Here is a 24,016-nt window from a genome sequence, read left to right as displayed (position 1 = left end):
GACCCCGATCAAGCCAATGAACGACCAGACCCAGGACGAAAACAAGCTGATTGCCCAGCGCCGGGAGAAGCTGGGCCGTCTGCGTGAAGGCGGCATCGCCTTCCCCAACGACTTCCGTCGCAACGTCATGGCCGGTGAACTCCACGCCGAATACGACGCGCGGGACGATGCCTTCTTCGAGGAAGCCCCGGTGCGGGTATCCGTGGCCGGTCGCATGATGGCCAAACGGGTCATGGGCAAGGCCAGCTTTGCCCAGGTGCAGGACATGTCCGGGCGTATCCAGCTCTTCGTGCAGCGGGATGCCCTGCCGGAAGGGGTGTACCAGGACTTCAAGTCCTGGGATCTGGGAGACATCCTGGGCGCGGAGGGGACCCTCTTCAAGACCAAGACCGGCGAGCTGTCGGTGCAGGTGGATAGCCTGCGTCTGCTGACCAAGTCCCTGCGGCCCCTGCCGGAGAAGTTCCACGGCCTGTCGGACATGGAAACCCGCTACCGCCAGCGTTACGTGGATCTGATCATGAACGAACCGGTGCGGGAGACCTTCCGGGTCCGCACCCGCATCATCCAGGCGATCCGTGATTACCTGAACCGTCGTGGGTTCCTGGAAGTGGAAACCCCCATGATGCAGGCCATCCCCGGCGGTGCCACCGCCCGGCCCTTTGCCACCCATCACAATGCTCTGGACATGCAGTTGTTCCTGCGCATTGCCCCGGAGCTGTACCTCAAGCGCCTGGTGGTGGGCGGTTTCGAAAAGGTCTACGAGATCAACCGCAACTTCCGCAACGAGGGGCTCTCCACCCGGCACAACCCCGAATTCACCATGCTGGAGTTCTACGAGGCCTACGTGACCTACCATGAGCTCATGGATCTGACGGAAGACCTGCTGCGCACCCTGGCCCGGGACGTGCTGGGCACCACGTTGGTGAACTACCAGGGCGATACCTATGACTTCGGCCAACCCTTTGCCCGCATGACCGTCAAGGACGCCATCCTGCATTTCAATCCGGCGCTCTCGGCCGCCGACCTGGACGACGAGGCCCGTGCCCGCGAGGTGGCCCGGCAACTGGGCATCCCCCTCAAGGACAGTTACGGTCTGGGCAAGGTGTGGATCGAGATCTTCGAGAAGACGGTGGAACCCCGGCTCAAGGACCCCACCTTCATCACCGCCTATCCCACCGAGGTGTCACCCCTGGCGCGGCGCAACGACGACGACCCCTTCGTCACCGACCGTTTCGAATTCTTCGTCGGTGGCCGGGAGATCGCCAACGGCTTCTCCGAGCTTAACGACTACGAGGACCAGGCGGAGCGCTTCCGGCGCCAGGTGGCGGAGAAAGAGGCCGGTGACGACGAGGCCATGCACTTTGATGCCGATTACCTGCGGGCCCTGGAACACGGCCTGCCGCCGACGGCGGGGGAGGGGATCGGCATCGACCGGCTGGTGATGCTGTTCACCGATTCACCCTCCATCCGTGATGTGCTGTTGTTCCCCCACATGCGGCCCGAGGTGTCCTGACGTCGCCATGTCTCCCGCACGCCCCATCGCCCGGCGGATGGCCCACATCCAGCCCTTTCATGTCATGGACCTGCTGGCCCGCGCCCGGCGTCTGGAAGCCCAGGGACGGGATATCGTCCATCTGGAGATCGGCGAACCGGATTTTCAGACCCCGGCCCCCATCGTGGAGGCCGGTATCCGCGCCCTGCGGGCGGGACACACCCATTACACCCCGGCCACCGGCTTGCCCGCCCTGCGGGAGGCCATCGCCCGCTACTACCAGGATGTCCTGGGCGCGGACGTGGCCCCCGAGCGCATCGTGATCACCCCGGGGGCGTCGGGTGCCTTGCTGCTGGTGATGGGGATCCTGCTCAATCCCGGTGACCAGGTGGTGATGACCGATCCGGGTTACCCCTGCAATCGTCATTTTGTCCGCACCTTTGAAGGCGAGGCGGTATCGGTGCCGGTGGGGCCGGAGACGGATTACCAGCTCACGGCGGCCCACCTGGCCCGGCACTGGTCGGAGCGGACCGTAGCGGCCATGGTGGCCACCCCGTCCAATCCCACCGGTACCCTGGCGGACCGGGCCTTGCTGTCCGAACTGCTGGACTTCACCCAGGGTCGGGGGGGCGCCCTGATCGTGGACGAGATCTATCAGGGGCTGGTGTATGAAGGGGAGAACGGCACCGCGGCGGCCCTGTCCGAAGACCTGTTCGTCATCAACAGCTTCTCCAAGTTTTTCGGCATGACCGGCTGGCGCCTGGGTTGGGTGGTGGCGCCCCGGGACTGCGTGCGGGAGCTGGACAAGCTGGCCCAGAACCTGTTCCTGGCGGCTTCCACGCCGGCCCAGCACGCGGCCCTGGCCGCCTTCACCCCGGCCTGCATGGAGATTCTGGAGGCCCGCCGGGAGGCCTTTCGCGCCCGGCGGGATTTCCTGTTGCCGGCCCTGCGGGAGCTGGGCCTGAAGGTGCCAGTGACGCCTCGTGGCGCCTTCTACCTCTACGGGGACAGCACCGCCTTCAGCGAGGACAGCTTTGCCCTGGCGGAGCGTTGTCTGGAAGTGGCGGGGGTGGCCATCACCCCCGGACTGGATTTTGGCGACCACCTGGCCCGCTCCCATGTGCGGTTTGCCTACACCCGGGATCTGCCGGTGCTGGAGCAGGCGGTGGCGCGGTTGCGGACTTTCCTGCGGTAGCCCCTCTCCCCTTGTGGGAGAGGGGTTGGGGTGAGGGGAGGAAAAAGCCTCACTCCACCCGCGGTGCCGCCGCCAGCAGTTCCGGGCTGGCCTGATCCGCGTAGGTCTTGAAATTCTCGTGGAACAGGCGGGCCAGCTTGCGGGCCGTTTCCTGATAGGCCTGCGGGTCCTGCCAGGTGTTGGAAGGCACCAGCACCTCGTCCGGCACGTTGGGGCAGGACACCGGAATGTTCACCCCGAAGATGGGGTCGGGCACCGTCTCCACCTCGGCCAGCGAGCCGTCATGGATGGCATCGATGATGGCCCGGGTGTGGGCGATGCTCATCCGCTTGCCGACGCCGTAGGGGCCGCCGCTCCAGCCGGTGTTCACCATCCACACGCGCACGTCATGCTGGCGGATGCGTTCCGCCAGCAGTGCCGCGTAGCGGGTCGGGTGCCAGACCAGGAAGGGGGCGCCGAAGCAGGCGGAGAAGGTGGCCTCCGGTTCGGTCACGCCCATTTCGGTGCCCGCCACCTTGGCGGTGTAACCGCTGATGAAGTGGTACATGGCCTGGGCCGGGGTCAGCCGGCTGACCGGCGGCAGCACGCTGAAGGCGTCACAGGTGAGGAAGATCACGTTGCTCGGGTGTCCGCCGGTGCAGGGGATCTTGGCATTGGGAATGAATTCCACCGGGTAGGAGCAGCGGGTGTTCTCGGTGATGCTGCCGTCCTCGTAGTTCACTTCCCGGGTGTCCCGGTCGTAGACCACGTTTTCCAGCACGGCACCGAAACGGATGGCATTGAAGATTTCCGGCTCCGCCTTCGGGTCCAGGTTGATGGCCTTGGCGTAGCAGCCGCCCTCGATGTTGAAGACCCCCTCGTCGCTCCAGCAGTGCTCGTCGTCACCGATCAGGGCACGGTCCGGATCGGCCGAGAGGGTGGTCTTGCCGGTGCCGGACAGGCCGAAGAAGATGGAGACGTCGCCGTCCTTGCCCTCGTTGGCGGAGCAGTGCATGGAGAGCACGTTCTGCTTGGGCATGATGTAGTTCATGATGGTGAACACGCCCTTCTTCATCTCGCCAGCGTATTCGGTACCCAGGATCACGAACTCGCGCCGATCAAAGCACAGGCTCACGCTGGTGCTGTTCTTCACACCGGGGATGCCGGTGTCGGCGGCGGCACGGCCGGCGTTGTAGATCACGTAGTCCGGCTCGCCGTAGCTGTCCAGTTCCTCCGCGGTGGGGCGGATCAGCATGTTCTGCATGAACAGGGCGTGGTAGGCCCGCTCGCAGATCACCCGGATGCGGATGCGATAGCGGGGATCCCAGCCGGCAAAGCCGTCGATGACATACAGGCGGCTGCAGGTATTGAGATGGTCCACCGCCTGGGTGCGCAGGCTGTCGAAACTGCCGGCTTCCAGGCCGACGTTGACGGACCCCCACCAGACGTCGTCGTTGATGTGGTCATGCTGGACCACGCGCTTGTCCTTGGGGCTGCGTCCGGTCTTGGCGCCGGACTTGGCGATGAGGGCGCCGGTGGCGGAGATGGCGGAGCCGTGTTCGTGGGCCAGGGCCTCTTCATAAAGGACTGCCGGGGAGGGGTTGCGCAGCACCTTTGCCACGCTGATGCCATGTTGCTGAAGGCTGAAAGTCATGTTGCGGGTGTTCCTGTGGGGAGGAGAGGGCTGATCCATAAGAGATTATTCAGTTGCACTGCGCAAAACAACAGCAAACCGGGCATTTTGGAATATTTCCTTGATCGATCTCATTGGGTATAACGGAGGCTTTGCCCTCTTGCCGGAAATCATGTGAGACATCGCTCCGACTACGCCTACTCCGATCAACCCATCAACTGGCGCATACTGCGCAGTCTGCTGCCCTACCTGATGGAATTCCGGGGGCGGGTGGCCCTGGCCGTGGTCTTTCTTACCCTGGCCAAGCTGGCCAACGTGGCGGTGCCGGTGGCCCTCAAGTACATCGTGGACCACTTCGATCCCTCGGTGGAGGCGGCCCTGGTGGCCATTCCCCTGGGGCTGTTGCTGGCCTACGGCCTGTTGCGGTTCGGCTCGGTGTTCTTCGGCGAGTTGCGGGACGCGGTCTTTGCCCGGGTGGCGGAGCGGGCCATGCGGCGGGTTTCCCTGCGGGTGTTCGAGCATCTGCACCGGATGGACCTGGGATTTCACCTGTCCCGGCGGACCGGCGGCCTGACCCGCGACATCGAGCGGGGCACCACCGGCATCAGCTTCCTGCTGCGCTTCACCGTCTTCAACATCATCCCCACCCTGTTGGAGATCGCCATGGTGGCGGTGATCCTGATGCTCATCCTGAGTCCGGGTTTTGCCGTGACCATGGTTCTGTCGGTGGGCATCTATGTGATCTTTTCCATCTTCGTGACCGAGTGGCGCAACCGCTTCGTGCGTGAGGCCAACCAGATGGACAACCGATCCAACACCCGCGCCGTGGACAGCCTGCTCAACTACGAAACGGTGAAATACTTCGGCAACGAGGCCTTCGAGGCCCGTCGCTATGACGCGGATCTGGAGGCCTGGGAGTCGGCGCGGATGAAGAATCGCCTGTCCCTGGCGGCGCTCAACTCCGGCCAGGCCCTGATCATTGCCGGCGGCATCACGGTCATGATGATCATGGCGTCCTCACGGGTGGCCGCCGGGGAGATGACGGTGGGGGATCTGGTGATGGTCAACGCCTACATGATCCAGCTGTTCATCCCGCTGAACTTCCTGGGCTTTGTGTACCGTGAGATCCGCGAATCCCTGATCAACATCGAGCGTCTGTTCGGTCTCATGGACAAGCCGCCCAAGGTGGTGGATCGCCCCGGGGCGGGCGCGCTGGTGGCCGATGGCGGAGAGATCCGGTTCACGGACGTCTGTTTCGGCTATGGCCCGGATCGGCGGATCCTGGACCGGGTGAGCTTTCATGTACCCGCCGGGCACAAGGTGGCCATCGTCGGCGCCAGCGGTGCCGGCAAGTCCACCCTGGCCCGGCTGCTGTTCCGGTTTTACGATGTGGATCAGGGCAGTATCTGCATCCATGGGCAGGATATCCGGGACGTGACCCAGGACAGCCTGCGGGCGGCCATCGGCGTGGTGCCCCAGGATACGGTGCTGTTCAACGACAGCATCCGTTACAACATCGCCTACGGCTGCCCCGGCGCCACGGAAGCCGCCGTGCGGCGGGCCGCCCGTCTGGCCCATCTGGAAGACTTCATTGCCCGCCTGCCCCAGGGATATGACACCGTGGTGGGGGAGCGGGGACTCAAGCTCTCCGGTGGCGAGAAACAGCGCATCGCCATTGCCCGGGTGATCCTCAAGGACCCGCCCATCCTGATCCTTGACGAGGCCACTTCATCCCTGGATTCCCATTCGGAGCAGGCCATCATGGGGGCCTTGAAGGAGATTGCCCGGGCGCGCACCACCCTGGCCATCGCCCATCGGCTCTCCACCATCCAGGATGCGGATCACATCATTGTGCTGGATCAAGGGCAGGTGGTGGAGCAGGGCACCCATGATGCCCTCCTGGCCCGGCAGGGGGTCTATGCCGGACTCTGGCAGAGCCAGCTGCAGCAGTCTGTGAAATAGGCCCGGATCGGCCGCCCTGCCTATGGTCTAGACTCATGGGACGGTGAAGCAACGCTTGTGCCGTCGATCAATGAATCAAGGAGGTCACCATGAGTCAACGCGAAGCTCACATCGAAAAGCTCAAGGCCAGACTGGATGAGTGGAATGCCGAGATCCACAAGCTGGAGGCCAAGGCCCAGGCTGCCCAGGCGGACATGAAGATCCAGTACGAGGAACAGCTCTCGGCCATGCGGGAGCAGCGGGACAAGGCCCGCGAAAGGATGCACGAGTTGCAGGATGCCAGCGAGGATGCCTGGGAACACATGCGCGAAGGCATGGAGTCGGCCTGGGAGCACATGTCGAAGGCCTTCAAGGACGCCATGAATCGCTTCCGGTAGGGAAGTGCCGATGCCCCCTTTGCCGTCACTCCCGCGAAAGCGGGAGTCCAGAGGGTTCTACACTGAGGGCGTTCCCGCTTGCGCGGGAATGCCGGACTCAGGTCAACCGGGGCACCCGGCTGTCAGGGCAGCTTCACTTCCAGCGGCGGCTGCCAGTCGGGGGCACGGTGCTCAGCGGTCACGGTGGTATACACACCACCGCGTACGTTGAATTCCGCCGTCAGACGCATGAAGCGGGGCGCCGTGGCCGCCACCAGGTCGCCGAGGATGCGGTTGGTCACCGCCTCGTGAAAGGCACCTTCATCCCGGAACGACCACACGTACATCTTCAGGGACTTGAGTTCCACGCACCGCTCGTCGGGCACGTATTCCAGTCGCAGTTCGGCAAAGTCCGGCTGGCCGGTCTTGGGGCAGAGGCAGGTGAACTCCGGCACCCGGATGCGAATGGTATAATCCCGGTCCTTCTGGGGGTTTTCAAAGGTTTCCAGGTTCTTGCTAGGCTGGCTCGACATGCTGTTCGATATCCGGTCATCAGTGGTGGGTACAGCCTGATATTCTACGCCTTTGCACCAATGTGCCGGAACCCGTCTACCGTACTGGGAATAATCGCCTCTCGATGCGACTGAGCAAGATCAAACTGGCCGGCTTTAAATCCTTTGTCGATCCCACCACCATCCTGCTGCCCAGCAACCGGGTGGGCATCGTGGGGCCGAACGGCTGCGGCAAGTCCAATACCATCGATGCCGTGCGCTGGGTGATGGGGGAGTCCTCCGCCCGCTATCTGCGCGGCGACTCCATGGAAGACGTCATTTTCAACGGCTCCTCCACCCGTCAGCCCGTCGGTCAGGCCTCCATCGAACTGGTGTTCGACAACAGTCAGGGGGTGCTGGGGGGGCAGTACGCCCAGTACGCCGAGATCTCCATCAGGCGCCGCGTCTCACGGGACGGCCAGTCCCAGTATTTTCTCAACGGCACCCGTTGCCGGCGGCGGGATATCACCGACATCTTCCTGGGCACCGGACTGGGACCCCGCAGCTACGCCATCATCGAGCAGGGGATGATCTCCCGCATCATCGAGGCCAGACCGGAAGAATTGCGGGTCTACCTGGAAGAGGCCGCGGGCATCTCAAAGTACAAGGAACGGCGACGAGAGACCGAAACCCGCATCCGCCATACCCGCGAGAATCTCGAACGCCTGCAGGATCTGCGCGACGAGGTGGACAAGCAGCTGCGCCACCTGCAGCGCCAGGCGGACGTGGCCGAGCGCTACAAGGCCTGGCGGGACGAAGAACGCCGTCTCAAGGCGGAACTGATGGCCCTGCGACTCAGGGATCTGGAAACGGAGTCCGGGCATCGGGAGCAGGAACTGCGGGCGCAGGAAACCCGCCTGGAGGCCACGGTGGCCCGGCAGCGGCAGCTGGAAGCCGGGCTGGAGCAGGACCGGGAGGCCCTGGTGGATGCCAACGAGACCTTCAATGAAGTCCAAGGCCGCTATTACCGCCTGGGCAGCGAAATCTCCCGCACCGAGCAGTCCATCCAGCATCACCGGGAACTGCGGGAACGGCAGTCCCGGGAGCTTGAGCAGGTGCGGGACGGCCTGGCCCAGACCCGGCGCCACATCCAGGATGACGAAGCCCGCCTGGTGGAGGTGCTGACCGAGCTGGAATCCCTGGAGCCGGAGCATGCCGTGGGCAGCGAGGCCCTGGAAGAGATTGGTGAACAGCTGTTGCAGGCGGAGCAGGCCATGGGGGCCTGGCAGGGCCGCTGGGAAGCCTTCAACCGACGGGCGGCCGAGCCCAGCCAGGCGGCCCAGGTGGAGCGGACCCGCATGGAACAACTGGAACGCCAGATCCGCGCGCTGGATGAGCGCCTGTCCCGCCTCACCCAGGAGCGGGAAACCCTGTCCACGGATGCCCTCCGCGCCGAGATCCTGACACTGGAAGACCAGTCCGTGCTGGCCCATGCCCGGGTGGAAACCCTGGACGAGGCGCTGCAGTCGGCCCGCGACCGGATTCATGACAACCGGGAACAGACCCGTCTGCATCAAGGCCAGGTGGATGAACTGCGCCGTCGCATCCAGTCTCTGGGCGGTCGTCTGGCCTCCCTGGAAGCCCTGCAGCAGGCGGCCCTGGGCAAGCAGACCGCCTCGGTGATGGGCTGGCTCAAGCGGCAGGGACTGGCGGATGCCCCCCGTCTGGGAGAAGGGCTGGACGTGACGCCCGGCTGGGAAAAGGCGGTGGAGACGGTGCTGGGCCAGTTCCTGGAAGCGATCTGCGTGCCAGCCCTGGACCCGGTGGCCCAGGTCTGCGCCTCCCTGGAACAGGGGGATCTGCTGGCCTGGGAAACCGGCGATATCACCGGCGCCGACGATGCCCCGGCCCCGGACCGGCTGGCGGACCGGGTGCGCGGCCCCGTTCCGCTGCTCGACCTGCTGGCGGATGTCCATGTCGCCGCGGACCTTGCGACCGCCCTGGCCCTGCGCCCTCGCCTGGGCCCCGGGGAATCCGTGATCACCCCGGAGGGGATCTGGCTGGGACGGCGCTGGCTCAGAGTGGCCCGGGACCGGGACGAACATGCGGGTCTGATCGGCAGGGACCGGGAACTGCGCCAGCTCAGGGAAGAGATGCAGGCCCTGCAGGAGACGCTGGAGAGCCGGCAGCAGGATCTGGAAGAGGGGCGTGAAGGCCTGCGCGAGCTGGAGGCCGGGCGTGACCAGGCCCAGGTGGAACTGAACCAGGCCCACCGGGCCGCCAGTGAGCTGGATGCCCAGCTCAGCAACCGCCGCACCCGCCTGGAGCAGGTGGAGACCCGCATGCAGCGGGTGGAAGGTGAGATCACCGAGGTGCGTGCCCAGCGCCTGCAGGAACAGGAAGCCCTGCAGCAGGCCACCCGTCGCCGCAATGAGGCCGTTACCCGGATGGAGGTGCTGGCCCGGGAACGGGAGTCCCTGGAGCAGGACCGGGATGGCCTGCGCCGTGACCTGGACATGATCCGGACCGAGGCCCAGGCCCGCCGGGAGGCGGTGCATCGCATGGCCCTGACCCTGCAGACCCTGCGGGCCGCCCGGGATGCCACCCGTCAGGCCCTGGAGCGCCTGCGGGGCCAGTCCGGTCAGCTGCAGGCTCGTCTGGAAGACCTGCAGACCGCCCTGGACGATGCCGAGGCTCCCATCGGTGAGCTGGAAGACACCCTGGCCACCCTGGTGGAGGACCGCATGGACGTGGAACATGCCCTGAGCCAGGCCCGTGCCGGGGTCCAGGCCCTGGAGGCCGGGATGCGGGACAAGGACCAGCAACGCCTGGGGACCGAGCGGGAGGCGGAAACCCTGCGCGGCCATCTGGATGAATTGCGCATGGCTTGGCAGGAGATTAAGGTGCGCAGACAGACGGTTCTGGAGCAGTTGCAAGACACCGGTTTCACCCTTGCCCCGTTGCTTGAGGACCTGGACCCGGCGGCCACGGTGGCGGATCGGCAACGTCAGGTGGACGATCTGGGGCAGCGGATTGCGCGCCTTGGCCCCATCAACCTGGCGGCCATTGATGAGTACAAGGCCCAGAGCGAGCGCAAGACCTACCTGGATGCCCAGTACAATGACCTGATGCAGGCCCTGGAGACCCTGGAAAATGCCATTCAGCGCATCGACCGGGAGACCCGGAGCCGTTTTCGCGATACCTTTGAGCGGGTGAACGGACGGCTGCAGGAGATGTTCCCCCGCCTGTTCGGCGGCGGGCAGGCCCATCTGGAGATGACCGGGGATGATCTGCTGTCCACCGGGATCGCGGTGATGGCCCGTCCGCCGGGCAAGCGTCTGTCCACCATTCACCTCATGTCCGGTGGCGAAAAGGCGCTCACGGCCGTGGCCCTGGTGTTCGCCATCTTCGAGCTGAACCCGGCGCCGTTCTGTATGCTGGACGAGGTGGACGCCCCTCTGGATGAAGCCAACGTGGGGCGTTTTTGCGCATTGGTACGGGAGATGTCGGAACGGGTACAGTTCATCTTCATCACCCACAACAAGACAACCATGGAGCTGGCCGATCAACTGGTGGGCGTGACCATGCGGGAACCGGGGGTTTCCCGTCTGGTGACCGTGGACGTGGAAGAAGCCGCCCAGATGGCCACTGCCTGAAGACACAACCAAGAAGGACCCGGGAGATGGATACGTTGCGCTGGATTCTGTTGATACTGGGGATCATGATTCTTGTCGGCATCTACCTGGCCGGCCGCATGCGGGCGCCCAGGCGACGGCGTGAGTTGCCCCGGGAAAAGCTGGAGCCGGATGAACTGGAGCATGTGCACATCCGGGCCGATGACGGCTTCCAGGAACCGCCTCGCGCGGGAGATGAACTGGACGGCCTGGGGGATCTGGTGGCGGACGAGGTCCGGGACCGACCCGTGGCCATGACCGTGAAGAAGGCCGCGTCCACCGCGCAGACCCGACAGGAAAAGACCGCCCGGTCCGCCGCCAAGGCATCCGGCTCCGGTCTGCTGGGGCGGTTGCCGAAGATCCCCGGCCTGGGCGGGGCGCCGGAGGCGCGTCGACCGGTCCGGGAGACCTCGAAGGCCGGATCGGCAGGCTCGGCGACGTCTTCGGTCGAGCCCGTGGAACCCATCGAGGCCATGGAGCCGCCGCCGGCGTCTGCCCCGGCGGCGCTGGCCGAGCGCCCCGTGAAACCGGAGGTGCCCCGGGAAAAGCTGGTGGTGCTGCATGTGGTCGCCGGCGAGGACGACCGTTTCCTCGGCGTGGACCTGGCCACGGCCCTGACCGCGGAGGGGATGGAATTCGGCGATATGAACATTTATCACTACCTGGTGACGGATGGCCGACGCCAGTTGCCTGTCTTCAGCCTGGCCAACATGCTCAATCCGGGCACGTTCGATCCCCGGTTCATGGATGAATTCACCACCCCGGGGGTGACCCTGTTCCTGCAGTTGCCGGGACCCTGCGACGCGGTGGAGAGTTTCGATGCCATGTACCACTGCGCCGAGGGCCTGGCGGAGCGTCTCAAGGGGCAGGTGCTGGACGCCTCCCGCAGCGTCCTGACCCGTCAGGGCAGCGAACATATCCGCGAGGACATCCGCCGCTGGCAGTTGCGCGCGGGCCTGGGATCGGCGGGGCGATAACGGACCTCACTGCCCATGTCTGCCTCCATTCCCGACACCGTCCGCGACAGGGCGCAAGCTCTGCGCGCCCTGATTGCCCGTCACGATCACCGCTACTACGTCCTGGATGACCCCGAGATACCGGACGCGGCCTATGATGCGCTGCTGCGGGAGCTGCGCGACCTGGAAGCCGGGTATCCGGCGCTGGTCACCCCCGACTCCCCCACCCAACGGGTGGGCGGGACCCGCCTGGAAGCCTTTCCCGAAGCGGTCCACCTGCTGCCCATGCTGTCCCTGGACAACGCCTTCGAGGAGGCCGACGTGCTGGCCTTCGACCGCCGGGTGCGGGAACGGCTGGAGCTGGAAGGGGAGGCCCCGGTGGAATATGCCGTCGAACCCAAGCTGGACGGTCTGGCGGTCAGCCTCATCTATGAGGACGGTCTGCTGGTGCGGGGCGCGACCCGGGGAGACGGCACCACCGGCGAGGATGTCACCGTCAATATCCGTACCCTGCGCGCCATTCCCTTGCGCCTGCGGGGGAGCGGTCATCCCCGGCGCCTGGAAGTCCGTGGCGAGGTCTACATGGAGAAGGCCCGCTTCGAGGCCCTCAATGCCCAGGCCCGGGAACGGGGGGAAAAGGTCTTCGTCAACCCCCGCAACGCCGCCGCCGGCAGCCTGCGCCAGCTGGACCCGGAGATCACCGCCCGGCGTCCCCTGAGCTTTTTCGCCTACGGCGTCGGGCATGTGGAAGGCGCCGAGATGCCCGACAACCACGGGGATACCCTGGATCGCCTGGCGGACTGGGGGCTGCGGGTCTGTCCCGAGCGGGATGTGGTCGCGGGCGGGGAGGGTTGTCTGGCCTATTACCGGCGCATCGGCGAGTTGCGGGATACGCTGCCCTACGAGATCGACGGCGTGGTGTACAAGGTGAACCGGTTTTATCTGCAGCGGGCCCTTGGGTTTGTCTCCCGCGCTCCGCGCTGGGCCATCGCTCACAAGTATCCCGCCCAGGAACAGATGACCTGGCTGAGGGAGGTGGAATTCCAGGTGGGACGCACCGGCGCCATCACGCCGGTGGCCCGCCTGGAGCCGGTGTTCGTGGGCGGCGTTACCGTCAGCAATGCCACCTTGCACAACATGGACGAGATCCGGCGCAAGGATGTACACATCGGCGACCGGGTCATCGTCCGCCGGGCCGGTGACGTGATCCCCGAGGTGGTGGCCGTGGTGGCGGCGGATCGGCCGATGGATGCCCGCCCCATCGTCATGCCCGAGCAATGTCCGGTCTGCGGTTCGACCATCGAGCGTCCCGAAGGGGAGGCGGTGTCCCGCTGCTCCGGGGGGCTGTACTGCGCCGCCCAGCGACGGGAGGCCATCCGCCATTTCGCCTCCCGCCGGGCCATGGATATCGAGGGCCTGGGTGAGCGGCTCATCGAACAGCTGGTGGAACGGGGGCTGGTGGAGCATGTGGATGATCTCTACCGCCTGCAGACACCCGCCCTGGCGGCCCTGGAGCGTATGGGAGAGAAGTCCGCGGCCAATCTTGTTCAGGCCCTGGAACGCAGTCGGCACACCCGTCTGGATCGCTTCATCTTCGCCCTGGGTATCCGCGAGGTCGGCGAATCCACCGCACGGGCCCTGGCTGCCCACTTCGGTGGTCTGGATGCCCTGATGCAGGCAGACGAGGCGGCCCTGATGGTGGTCCCGGACGTGGGTCCCAAGGTGGCGGCCCACGTGGCCACCTTCTTTCGTCAGCCCCATAACCGGGAAGTGATCCGGCAACTGCGGGAGGCGGGAGTGCACTGGGAGGAACAGGCGCCCCGCAATGCCGATGACCTGCCCCTGGCCGGTTGCACCTATGTGCTGACCGGCACCCTGAGCAGCCTGACCCGGGAGGAGGCGGCCGATCGCCTGCGAGCGCTGGGCGCCAGGGTGTCCGGCAGTGTCTCCCGCAAGACCACCGCCGTGATTGCGGGCGAGGCCGCCGGGTCCAAGCTGGAAAAGGCGCGCGGACTCGGGGTTGACGTCCTGGACGAGGCCGGACTCATGGCACTGCTGGAGGGCGGCGGGTGATCCTTCTGGTGTTTCACCGTTGCTCCGCATTACACTCGATCCCATGAACCCTTCCACCTTGCTGGGCATGATCGGCGGCGTAGTGCTGCTGGCCAGTGTGATCGCCTTCACCTCCCAGGATCTGGGGGTGTTCCTCAATCTGCCCGGTCTGGGCATCGTGGTGGGCGGCACCATCGCCGCCACCCTGCTCAGTTATCCCCTGCATGAAGTGGTGCGGGTGTTCCGGGTCTTCCTGCTGGTGCTGCGCAATGAGCGCTATTTCTTCCGCGAGGACATGGAAGAGATCGTCGAGGTGTCCAGGCTCTGGTTCAGCGGCAAGCTGGCGGCGGTGGACAACCGGCTCGACGGGATTCGCAACCCGTTCCTGCGCACCGGGGTGCAGTTGGTCATCGACGGCACTCCCATGGAAGACATCAACGACCTGCTGCAATGGCGCATGAACCAGTTGCGACGGCGCGAGCATGCCGAGGCCCAGATCTTCCGCACCATGGCCATGTATGCCCCCGCCTTCGGCATGCTGGGTACCCTGATCGGCCTGATCAACATGCTGCTGGCCACCGATACCAATGACTTTGCGGTGATTGCGGTGAATCTGGGGGTGGCCCTCATCACCACCTTCTATGGCCTGATCCTGGCCAATCTGGTCTTCAAGCCCATTGCCATCAAACTGGAGCGACGCACGGAAGAGCGCATCATCCTGATGAACATGGTGCTCGAAGGGGTCACCCTGATGCGCAAGGGGCGTTCACCGGCCTATATCCGGGAGACCCTCAAGTCCTTCATGGCCCATCATCAGGACGATCTGAGGATGAAGGAGGAACGTCGTGACCCTGCCTCCCCGAAGGCCGACGCCCCCCGCTCCCGCTGATCCGGTCGGGGCCGGGGGCGGCAGCGAAGATCAGGATCTGCAGCGGCAGCTGCTCAAGGATGAGCTGGAGGCCGCCCCGCATTTCCCGCCGCCCTGGTCGCGGGATTCCCTTGCGGAACCGCCGGGGGAGCGGGACGATGATCACGCCTGGCTGCTGATCTATGTGGATCTGCTGACCCTGGTGCTGGTGCTGTTCGTGATCCTGCTGGCCTATACCACCGTGGATGCGGAAAGCCACCTCAAGCTGGTGGACTCCCTGGCGGTGGAGCTGGGTTATCCCCGTCAGGAAACCATCGTGCCTCCCATTGTGGAGGCCATCCCTCCGGCCCCTTCCCCGGGCAAGGCGGAGCGCCTGGCCCGGGATCTGACCGAGTCCCTGGCCGAGAGCGGTGGTCTGGAAGACGTGGAAGTGCTGACCACGCCGGGTCAGGTGGAGCTGCGGATGCGTGAAGGCATCCTGTTTGCCAGTGGCCGGGCGGAGCTGCTGGGGGAGGGGGTGGCGCTGCTCGGCCGTCTGGCCCCCATCTTCGGGCCCGAGGTGGCGCGGGTGACCGTGGAGGGCCATACGGACAATGTGCCCATCGCCACCGACCGCTTCCCTTCCAACTGGGAGCTGTCCGTGGCCCGGGCCACGGTGGTGGTGCGTCAGCTGATCAGTGAAGGCGTGGCGCCCGAGCGCCTGCAGGCAACGGGGTTCGCCGACACGCAGCCGGTGGCGGATAACGACACCCCTCAGGGCAGGGCACAGAATCGCCGTGTGTCCCTGGTCCTGCAGATGGCGCCGGACGGGCTTCCCGAGCCTTGATCAATTTGCAAACTACTTACCAGTCCAGGTCTTGCAGACCCGAACCATTCTCGTCGAAGGTATCTTCCAGCTGACGCTTCAGGGCCCTGCGCTCCAGAAGCAGCTCCAGGGAGCGGCGCGCCGAAAGGCGTGCGGAGCTATCGGATTCCTTCCAGTCAACGCTATCGTCCTCATCATCCGCCAGAAGGGAATCGGGGGCCCTTGCCATGCTGTCGTATCTCCACGGTTGTTGTGATTTACGACGCCTTATAAACCTTGTGCAGAAAACTGCAACAAGATTTTTTTTATCAGACAGGCACGCTTCATTGATGATGGCGGGCAATAAAAAAGCCCGGTCCGCTGATCGGGCGGAACCGGGCTTTGGTCGGTCCGGCCGGGGCCGGATCCGGTGCTTACATGCCGCGACGGCGGGGCTTGCCGGGGCGGTCCATGCCGGGCTTGCCGGGACGTCCGCCGGGCTTTCTCGGGCCTGCGCCGCGGGGCGGCTTGCCGCCGGGACCACCGGGGCCGCGACGGTCACGGAAGCCGCCGCCGAAGCCGCCGACCTCTTCCCGGCCGTCGGCGGGCGCCAGGTTCAGCCGCTGTCCGCACACCCAGACCTGCTTCAGATGTTGCAGCAACTCCCGGGGCAGGTCGGCCGGCAGGTCCACGGTGGAAGACTCAGGGCCGATGTTGATGCGGCCGATGTTCTGGTTGTCCAGTCCCGCCTCGTTGGCGATGGCGCCCACCAGGTTGCCGGGCTTGAGGCCATGGACATGACCCACATTGACCCGGTAGCTCTGCATGCCGGTATCTTCCCCGCCGCGTCCGGCACCCCTGGGGGCACGACGCGGGCCGGCATCCCGTTCCCTGGGGCCGCGTTCCCGGGCCATGGGGGCACGTTCACGTTCACGCTCCGGCTCCATGGCGCGAGTTGAGCGCTCATCCAGCAGGAAGGGGGAGTTACCCTGGGCCATGTGGGCCAGGGCGGCGGCCACTTCCCGGGGATCGGCATCATGTTCCTGAACGTATTCGGCCACCAGATTCTGGAAGAAGGACAGGTCCTCGCCCACCAGGGTGTCGGTGATGGTCTGCTTGAAGCGCTCGATGCGACGCTCGTTCACGTCCCGGGCGGAGGGCATGTGCATGGGTTCGATGGGCTGGCGGGTGGCCCGTTCGATGGCCTGCAGCATGCGCTGCTCCCGGGGTGCCACGAACAGGATGGCCTCGCCCTTGCGACCGGCGCGGCCGGTTCGACCGATGCGATGGACATAGGACTCGGTATCGTGGGGGATGTCGTAATTGACCACGTGACTGATGCGTTCCACATCCAGGCCGCGGGCGGCCACGTCCGTGGCCACCACGATATCCAGCTGGGCACGCTTGAGCCGATCCACGGTGCGCTCCCGCAGCTTCTGGGGGATGTCCCCGTTCAGGGCCTCGGCGGCGTAACCCCGGGCGGTGAGCTTTTCAGCGATCTCCACCGTCTCGGTCTTGGTCCGCACGAACACCATCATGGCCTCGAAGTCCTCGTGCTCCAGCAGGCGGGTGAGGGCATCCAGCTTGTGCAGACCGCTGACCCGCCAGTAACGCTGGCGAATGGTATTGGCGGTGGTGGTGGTGGCGGCGATGCGCACTTCGTGGGGCGATTTCAGGTGCTTGCGCGCCACGCGGCGGATCACGTCGGGCATGGTGGCGGAGAACAGGGCCAGCTGGCAGCTCTGGGGGGTCTGTTCCAGCACCCATTCCACATCGTCGATGAAGCCCATGCGCAGCATCTCGTCGGCTTCGTCCAGCACCAGGGCGGTCAGGCCCTCCAGATTCAGGGTGCCCCGGCGCATGTGGTCCATGACCCGGCCGGGGGTGCCTACCACCACCTGGGCGCCCCGACGCAACTGACGCAGCTGCACGCTGTAGGACTGACCACCGTAAATGGGCATGACATGGAAGTCGGGCAGATGCCGGGCGTAGGTCTGGAAGGCCTCGGCCACCTGGATGGCCAACTCGCGGGTGGGGGCCAGCACCAGGATCTGCGTGTCCTTGCGGCTCAGGTCCAGGCGCGAGAGCAGGGGCAGGGCAAATGCCGCGGTCTTGCCGGTACCGGTCTGGGCCTGGCCCAGCAGGTCCTGCCCGGCCAGCAGCGGCGGGATGCTCTGGGCCTGGATGGGGGTGGGGACTTCGTAACCGGCCTCGTTCAGGGCGGTCAGAACGGGCTCAATGAGGCCCAGGGCACGGAAATCGGCCGAATTGGTCTGTACTTGATTCAAGGGAATACCTGCGAAACGCGAAAAGCGGATGGGGATGGATGTCGTGATGAAGCGGACATCCGCGCTCCTCGTGGCGGTGGCCGCTTGAAAGGCCGGAGGTGGCATGGGTGTCCTGTTGTCAGGCACCGTGCTGCCACGCAGACCTTTTGGGTTTCTCATGGTGCCGGGAGCGAGAATCGAACTCGCACTCTGTTTCCAGAACCGGATTTTGAGTCCGGCGCGTCTACCAGTTCCGCCATCCCGGCAAGGTGGGGATTGAGCATTATAACGATCGGGCATGGTCTTCGCCAATAGTATTTTGGTGCCGACCGATCGGGTCCCTATCATGTCGATGGCCCCCCTCCACGGTTCCTGATACCATCGCGCGCCATGCAAGTCAGTGACTTTACCTTTGATCTCCCCCCCGAACTGATCGCCCAGGCGCCATTGCCGGAGCGCAGCGCCTCCCGGTTGCTGCACCTGGACGGCGCCTCCGGCGCGCTGGCCGACCGACATGTCCGCGACCTGCCGGATCTGCTGCGGCCCGGCGATCTGCTGGTATTCAATGACACCCGCGTGATCCCCGCGCGCCTGCACGGCCGCAAGCGTGACTCCGGCGGACGGGTGGAGGTGCTGGTGGAGCGGCTGGAGGACCGGCATCAGGTGCTGGCCCATCTGCGCGCCAGCAAATCCCCCGGTGCCGGCGTCTGGCTGTGGCTGGAAGAGGCGGCCGAGGCCCAGGTACTGGGCCGGGAGGGCGACCTGTTCCGGCTGCGCTTCACCGATCCCGTGCTGGAGGTGCTGGAGCGGCATGGCCACATGCCCTTGCCACCTTATATTGATCGTCCCGATACCCAGGACGACCGCCGGCGCTACCAGACCGTGTTTGCCCGCGCCCCCGGGGCCGTGGCCGCGCCCACGGCCGGTCTGCATTTCGATGAAGCCCTGCTGGAACGGATTCGCGCCCGCGGGGTCGAAACGGCTTCCGTGACCCTGCATGTGGGGGCGGGCACCTTCCAGCCGGTACGGGTGCAGGACATCCGGGAACATGTGATGCACGCCGAATGGGTACAGGTATCGGCACGGACCTGTGACCAGGTGGCGGCCTGCAAGGCCCGGGGCGGCAGGGTGGTGGCGGTGGGCACCACCAGCGTGCGCAGCCTGGAAAGCGCCGCCCGGGGTGGCGCGCTGGCGCCGTTCGAGGGCGACACCCGTTTGTTCATCGTGCCCGGTTACGATTATCGGGTGGTGGACGCCCTGGTGACCAATTTCCATCTGCCCGAATCCACCCTGCTGATGCTGGTGAGCGCCTTTGCCGGCCGGGATCAGGTGCTCGCGGCCTACCGGCACGCGGTGCGCGAGCGTTACCGGTTTTTCAGTTACGGCGACGCCATGTTCATGACCCGCCGGCCCCTTGAACCAACGGAACCTTGATACATGCAGTTTGAATTGATGGCCCGGGACGGGGCCGCGCGCCGCGGGCGCCTGATCTTCGACCGTGGCGTGGTGGATACACCGGCCTTCATGCCCGTGGGCACCTACGGCACGGTCAAGGCCATGACCCCCGAGGAGCTGGAGGGTCTGGGTGCCCAGATCATCCTGGGCAACACCTTCCATCTCATGCTCCGGCCCGGTACCGAAGTGATCCGGGCCCATGGGGATCTGCACGACTTCATGCACTGGGAGCGGCCGATCCTGACGGATTCCGGCGGCTTTCAGGTGTTTTCCCTGGCCAAGCTGCGCAAGATCACGGAGGAGGGGGTACGTTTTGCCTCGCCGGTGGACGGCTCGAAGATCCTGCTCACCCCCGAGCGCTCCATGGAAGTCCAGCGGGCGCTGGGTTCGGACATCGTCATGATCTTCGACGAGTGCACGCCCTATCCCGCCACCGAGGACCAGGCCCGCCACTCCATGGAATTGTCCCTGCGCTGGGCGGCCCGTTCCCGGGTGGCCCACGGCGACAATCCGTCAGCCCTGTTCGGCATCGTCCAGGGCGGCATGTACGCCGACCTGCGGCGCCACTCCCTGGAAGGATTGATGCAGATCGGCTTTGACGGCTACGCCATCGGCGGGCTGTCGGTGGGCGAGCCGGAAGCGGAGCGCAACCGGGTGCTGGACGGGCTCACCCCGTTGATGCCGGTGGATCGGCCCCGCTATCTGATGGGGGTGGGCAAGCCGGAGGATATCGTCGAAGCGGTGCGCCGGGGGGTGGACATGTTCGATTGCGTCATCCCCACCCGCAATGCCCGCAATGGTTTTCTCTATACCCATGACGGGGTGATGCGGATTCGCAATGCCCGGTTCCGGGACGACACCCAACCCATCGATCCGGAATGCGACTGCTATACCTGTCGCCACTATTCCCGGGCCTATCTGAAGCATCTGGACAAGTGCAACGAGATCCTGGCCAGCCGTCTGGCCACCCTCCACAACCTGCACTACTACCAGACCCTGATGCGGGAGATGCGCCAGGCCATCGCCGCCGGCACCCTGGAGACGTGGGCCCGTACCTTCCATGAGCGGCGCGCGCAAACCCTACGGTCTGTGACATAATGGCGCCCTTCAAGCATCCCCAACCGTACCGATTATCCATTCAATTCAAGGAGTCCCGCCCATGAACTTCTTCATTTCCGATGCCTACGCCCAGACCGGGCAGCCCGCCGGCGGTGGTTTCATCGAATTCCTGATCATGATCGTGATCTTCTTCGCGATCATGTACTTCCTCATCATCCGTCCCCAGAGCAAGCGCGCCAAGGAACACAAGTCCATGGTGGACGGCCTGAACAAGGGCGACGAGATCGTCACCAACGGCGGCCTGGTGGGCAAGATCACCCAGGTGACCGAAAACTTCATCAAGGTGGAAGTCTCCGAAGGCGTCGTGGTCAACGTCCAGCGCCAGGCCGTGGCCACCGTGATGCCCAAGGGTTCGATCAAGGACATCTGATCCGACCTTTTCATTTCATCAGTCCCCATCTGGTCCCGTCATGAACCAATACCCCTACTGGAAGTATGTCCTGATCGTGGTCGTCATGCTGGTGGGCGTGATCTACTCGCTCCCCAACCTGTATCCGGAGGATCCGGTGGTACAGGTGGCCAATTCCGCCACGGACGTGGTGGACGCAGACACCCGACTGCAGATCCAGGCCGTGCTGGAAGGGCGGGGCGTGGACGTGAAGTCCACGGAGTTCGACGGGGCCCAGTTCATGCTGCGCTTCAACAGCGCCGATGACCAGCTGCTGGCGGCGGACATCCTGCGCACGGCCCTGCCGGGGAACCATGTGGTGGGGCTGAACCTGGCCCCCGCCACCCCCGGCTGGCTGCGCGCCATCAACGCCCGCCCCATGTCCCTGGGCCTGGACCTGCGGGGTGGGGTCCATTTCCTGATGGAAGTGGACATGGATGCCGTGGCCGACAACATCTATGAGCGCTACACCAGCGAATTTCGCACCCAGTTGCGGGATGCCCGCATCCGCTACCTGAGCGTGGAGCGGGATGCCGACGGCGTGCATGCCCGCTTTGCCGATGCCGACAGCCGTGACGAGGCCCTGCGGGTACTGCGGCGGGAATACCGGGGGGATCTGGACTTCCGTACCACCCAGTCCGGCGAGGTGTTCCGCCTCAGCGGTACCGTGACCTCCGACTATCTGTCGGCCCAGCGGCGCCTGGCCCTGCAGCAGAACATCACCACCCTGCGCAACCGGGTGGACGAACTGGGCGTGGCGGAACCGGTGATCCAGCAGCAGGGCGAGGACCGCATCGTGGTCCAGTTGCCCGGCGTGCAGGACACCGCCCGGGCCAAGGAAATCCTGGGTGCCACCGCCACCCTGGAATTCCGTCTGGTGGACGAGAGCAACGACCCCTTCACCGCGGCTGAAACCGGACGCTCCCCGGCCAATTCCCGGCTCTATTTCGAACGTGACGGCACCCCGGTGCTGTTGCAGCGCCAGGTGATGCTCACCGGCGACTTCATCAATGATGCCTCTTCCGGCATCGCCCAGGACAGCGGCAGCCCGGCGGTGTTCATCAACCTGGATGCCCAGGGTGCCCGCATCTTCAGCCGGGTCACCGGTGAGAACGTGGGCCGCCTGATGGGCGTGGTCTTCATCGAGACCAGCACCGAGACGGTGGAAGAGGACGGTGAACTGGTCCGGCGCACCGTCCGCACGGAAGAGGTCATCAACGTGGCCCGCATTCAGGAACAGCTGGGCCGCCGTTTCCAGATCACTGGGCTTGAAAGCACCCGCGAGGCCCGCAACCTCGCCCTGTTGCTGCGTGCCGGTGCCCTGGCCGCGCCCATGAGCATCGTCGAGGAACGCACCGTCGGCCCGAGCCTGGGTCGCGACAACATCGAGCGGGGGTTCAACTCGGTGGCCATCGGCTTTGTCCTGGTGCTGATTTTCATGGCCCTGTACTACCGGGTGTTCGGCCTGGTGGCCAACGTGGCCCTGACCCTGAACCTGATCCTGATCGTGGCCATCCTGTCCATGCTCCAGGCCACCCTCACCCTGCCGGGGATTGCCGGCATCGTGCTCACGGTGGGCATGGCGGTGGATGCCAACGTACTCATCTTCGAACGCATACGGGAGGAGTTGCGCAACGGCAATTCACCCCAGGCGGCGATCAAGGCCGGCTATGACCGGGCCTTCTCGACCATTGCCGATGCCAACATCACCACCCTGATCGCGGCCCTGGTGCTGTTCATGTTCGGTACCGGCCCCATCAAGGGCTTCGCGGTCACCCTGTCCATCGGCATCCTGGTGTCCATGTTCACGGCCATCGTGGTGACGCGCGCCATCATCAACCTGACCTACGGACGTCAGCGTCGCCTCAAGACGCTGGCCATCTGACCCGGGGACGACCATGAAGCTCAACTTTGCCAAGGCCAATATCGATTTTCTGGGGCAGCGCCGTATCGCCCTGGCGGTCTCGCTGGTGCTCATCGTCGCTTCCCTGCTGCTGCTGGGGTTCCGCGGCCTGAACTTCGGCATCGACTTCACCGGCGGTACCCTCATCGAGGTGGGGTACCCGGAGGCGGTGGAACTGGAGGAAGTCCGCAATCAACTGGAGGCGGGTGGTTTCGGCCGGGCCACGGTGCAGTACTTCGGCACCTCCCGGGACGTGCTGATCCGGCTCGCGCCCCGCGAGGGCGAGAACACCGCGGAACTGTCCGAGGAAGTGCTTGACGTGCTGCGCAGCGGCGGTCCGGCGGGCGTGGAACTGCGCCGGGTGGAGTTCGTCGGACCCCAGGTGGGCGAGGAACTGCGGGAGCAGGGCGGTCTGGCGATGATCTACGCCCTCATCGGGATCCTCATCTACGTGGCCCTGCGCTTTGAATGGCGCTTCTCGGTGGGGGCGGTGGCCGCCCTGGTCCACGACGTCATCATCACCCTGGGGATCTTCTCCCTGTTCTGGCTGGAATTCGATCTCTCGGTGCTGGCGGCGGTGCTGGCGGTGATCGGATATTCACTCAACGACACCATCGTGGTCTATGACCGCATCCGCGAGAACTTCCGCAAGCTGCGCAAGCAGGGGGCGGAGCAGGTGATGAACCTCTCCGTGAACGAGACCCTGGCCCGCACCATCATTACCGGCGTGACCACCCTGCTGGTGCTGCTGGCGCTGTACCTGCTGGGCGGCGCCGTGATCCAGAACTTTGCCCTGGCCCTGATCATCGGCATCGTGGTGGGCACCTACTCATCCATTTATGTGGCGGCGGCCGTGGCCCTGGTGATGGGCGTGGATCGCAGCGTCATGCTGCCGGTGAAGAAGGAAGGGGCGGAACTGGACGAGCGGCCGTGAGGTGAACCCTCATCCTCGGCAAGCCTGTCCCGGTCCCGCCCATGCCTACCCTGAGCGGAATGCTCAGGTGGGCGTGGCAAACCTGACCTGAAACAGGAAATGGGTCACAAAATTCGCTAATCTCGACCCCAGGATCAAGCAGCGGAAAGGGACATGGAGTACAGGGAACCCGTGCGACCCGAATGGGGCAGGGCAGGAGAGGGCGGCTATCCAAGGAAGCCCCCGCTGGACAGGCAGCGAGGGGCGCGAAGTGCTTCAGGCATCCAGCGGGCTTCTGACGGCGAGACCGCCGCGACGGCCCCTGTTCCCTTCGCCGCATCTCACCATAATCAATCCCCGGTCAAATTCCACGTCCTGTACGCGAAGCCGCAGGCATTCCATCAGTCTCATGCCGGTCCCGTAGAGCAAAGAGGCGACCAGCCAGGGAACCCCCGTCAGTTTCTCAACCGATTCCTGTGTGCCGATGGCCTGGACAGCGGCCGGAGGAAGGTCTGCGGGCATCTGCAGG

General features: G+C 65.3%; 19 protein-coding genes and 1 tRNA gene. 14 read left to right on the top strand and 6 right to left on the bottom strand.

From position 1 onward, the window contains the following. Window positions 1–16 precede the first annotated feature (16 nt). Window positions 17–1,513 (top strand): lysine--tRNA ligase, encoded by a 1,497-nt coding sequence (gene lysS, locus LQD11_RS10510; RefSeq protein ID WP_008931709.1) that lies wholly within the window; start codon window positions 17–19, stop codon window positions 1,511–1,513. A 7-nt stretch (window positions 1,514–1,520) separates the two neighbouring features. After that, window positions 1,521–2,687 (top strand): pyridoxal phosphate-dependent aminotransferase, encoded by a 1,167-nt coding sequence (locus LQD11_RS10505; protein ID WP_238617506.1) that lies wholly within the window; start codon window positions 1,521–1,523, stop codon window positions 2,685–2,687. Between the two features lie 49 nt (window positions 2,688–2,736). Here LQD11_RS10505 and pckA read toward each other — a convergent pair whose 3' ends face one another. Then, entirely contained in the window at window positions 2,737–4,320 is a 1,584-nt protein-coding gene (pckA, locus tag LQD11_RS10500) for a phosphoenolpyruvate carboxykinase (ATP) (RefSeq protein WP_238617505.1), read from the bottom strand. A 153-nt stretch (window positions 4,321–4,473) separates the two neighbouring features. On the opposite strand from pckA, the gene LQD11_RS10495 reads away from it, so the two are divergent. Both LQD11_RS10495 and LQD11_RS10490 read left to right on the top strand, forming a co-directional pair. Next, window positions 4,474–6,261 carry an ABCB family ABC transporter ATP-binding protein/permease gene (locus tag LQD11_RS10495; RefSeq protein ID WP_238617504.1) on the top strand — a complete coding sequence of 596 codons (1,788 nt, stop codon included), beginning with the start codon at window positions 4,474–4,476 and terminating at the stop codon, window positions 6,259–6,261. 89 nt (window positions 6,262–6,350) lie between these two features. Further along, complete coding sequence (locus LQD11_RS10490) at window positions 6,351–6,638, top strand: sll1863 family stress response protein (RefSeq protein WP_238617503.1); 288 nt, start codon at window positions 6,351–6,353, stop codon at window positions 6,636–6,638. Between the two features lie 122 nt (window positions 6,639–6,760). On the opposite strand, the gene queF is transcribed toward LQD11_RS10490, so the two are convergent. Continuing rightward, window positions 6,761–7,150 carry a preQ(1) synthase gene (gene queF, locus LQD11_RS10485; RefSeq protein WP_238617502.1) on the bottom strand — a complete coding sequence of 130 codons (390 nt, stop codon included), beginning with the start codon at window positions 7,148–7,150 and terminating at the stop codon, window positions 6,761–6,763. Between the two features lie 104 nt (window positions 7,151–7,254). Here queF and smc point away from each other — a divergent pair, with 104 nt between their 5' ends. Genes smc through LQD11_RS10460 form a run of 5 tightly spaced genes read left to right on the top strand, consistent with a single transcriptional unit; the run spans window position 7,255 to window position 15,484 of the window. After that, complete coding sequence (smc, locus tag LQD11_RS10480) at window positions 7,255–10,764, top strand: chromosome segregation protein SMC (protein ID WP_238617501.1); 3,510 nt, start codon at window positions 7,255–7,257, stop codon at window positions 10,762–10,764. Window positions 10,765–10,790: 26 nt separating this feature from the next. After that, window positions 10,791–11,759 (top strand): cell division protein ZipA, encoded by a 969-nt coding sequence (zipA, locus tag LQD11_RS10475; protein ID WP_238617500.1) that lies wholly within the window; start codon window positions 10,791–10,793, stop codon window positions 11,757–11,759. A 15-nt stretch (window positions 11,760–11,774) separates the two neighbouring features. After that, entirely contained in the window at window positions 11,775–13,811 is a 2,037-nt protein-coding gene (ligA, locus tag LQD11_RS10470; RefSeq protein ID WP_238617499.1) for an NAD-dependent DNA ligase LigA, read from the top strand. Window positions 13,812–13,854: 43 nt separating this feature from the next. After that, window positions 13,855–14,679 carry a motility protein A gene (locus tag LQD11_RS10465; RefSeq protein ID WP_238617498.1) on the top strand — a complete coding sequence of 275 codons (825 nt, stop codon included), beginning with the start codon at window positions 13,855–13,857 and terminating at the stop codon, window positions 14,677–14,679. Then, window positions 14,636–15,484, top strand: coding sequence for an OmpA/MotB family protein (locus tag LQD11_RS10460; protein ID WP_238617497.1), 849 nt, complete (start codon window positions 14,636–14,638; stop codon window positions 15,482–15,484). The genes LQD11_RS10465 and LQD11_RS10460 overlap by 44 nt, the downstream gene beginning before the upstream one ends. A gap of 16 nt (window positions 15,485–15,500) precedes the next feature. Here LQD11_RS10460 and LQD11_RS10455 read toward each other — a convergent pair whose 3' ends face one another. The 3 genes from LQD11_RS10455 to LQD11_RS10445 all read right to left on the bottom strand — a co-directional run bounded on the left by LQD11_RS10455 (window position 15,501) and on the right by LQD11_RS10445 (window position 17,975). After that, window positions 15,501–15,692: a PA3496 family putative envelope integrity protein gene (locus LQD11_RS10455; protein ID WP_238617496.1), complete on the bottom strand. Its 192-nt coding sequence runs from the start codon at window positions 15,690–15,692 to the stop codon at window positions 15,501–15,503. Between the two features lie 184 nt (window positions 15,693–15,876). Continuing rightward, entirely contained in the window at window positions 15,877–17,730 is a 1,854-nt protein-coding gene (locus LQD11_RS10450; RefSeq protein WP_238617495.1) for a DEAD/DEAH box helicase, read from the bottom strand. 158 nt (window positions 17,731–17,888) lie between these two features. Then, window positions 17,889–17,975, bottom strand: a tRNA-Leu gene (locus LQD11_RS10445). A gap of 124 nt (window positions 17,976–18,099) precedes the next feature. Between LQD11_RS10445 and queA the strand changes: the two genes are divergently transcribed. From queA to secF, 5 genes are all read left to right on the top strand, one after another. Continuing rightward, window positions 18,100–19,143: a tRNA preQ1(34) S-adenosylmethionine ribosyltransferase-isomerase QueA gene (gene queA, locus LQD11_RS10440; protein WP_238617494.1), complete on the top strand. Its 1,044-nt coding sequence runs from the start codon at window positions 18,100–18,102 to the stop codon at window positions 19,141–19,143. Window positions 19,144–19,146: 3 nt separating this feature from the next. After that, window positions 19,147–20,262, top strand: a complete 1,116-nt coding sequence (tgt, locus tag LQD11_RS10435; protein ID WP_238617493.1) for a tRNA guanosine(34) transglycosylase Tgt — start codon at window positions 19,147–19,149, stop codon at window positions 20,260–20,262. A 61-nt stretch (window positions 20,263–20,323) separates the two neighbouring features. Beyond that, a complete protein-coding gene (gene yajC / locus LQD11_RS10430; protein WP_200174892.1) occupies window positions 20,324–20,653 on the top strand; it encodes a preprotein translocase subunit YajC in 330 nt (109 codons plus the stop codon). A 40-nt stretch (window positions 20,654–20,693) separates the two neighbouring features. Further along, complete coding sequence (gene secD, locus LQD11_RS10425; protein WP_238617492.1) at window positions 20,694–22,556, top strand: protein translocase subunit SecD; 1,863 nt, start codon at window positions 20,694–20,696, stop codon at window positions 22,554–22,556. Between the two features lie 13 nt (window positions 22,557–22,569). After that, window positions 22,570–23,508 carry a protein translocase subunit SecF gene (gene secF / locus LQD11_RS10420; RefSeq protein WP_238617491.1) on the top strand — a complete coding sequence of 313 codons (939 nt, stop codon included), beginning with the start codon at window positions 22,570–22,572 and terminating at the stop codon, window positions 23,506–23,508. 255 nt (window positions 23,509–23,763) lie between these two features. On the opposite strand, the gene LQD11_RS15605 is transcribed toward secF, so the two are convergent. Continuing rightward, the coding region (locus LQD11_RS15605) for a tyrosine-type recombinase/integrase (protein WP_276315695.1) at window positions 23,764–24,016 on the bottom strand (253 nt) is incomplete at its 5' end.

Origin of the sequence: Ectothiorhodospira shaposhnikovii (assembly GCF_022227765.1) — a bacterium.
Classification (GTDB): domain Bacteria; phylum Pseudomonadota; class Gammaproteobacteria; order Ectothiorhodospirales; family Ectothiorhodospiraceae; genus Ectothiorhodospira.
This window is presented reverse-complemented; position numbering and strand designations above follow the sequence as displayed.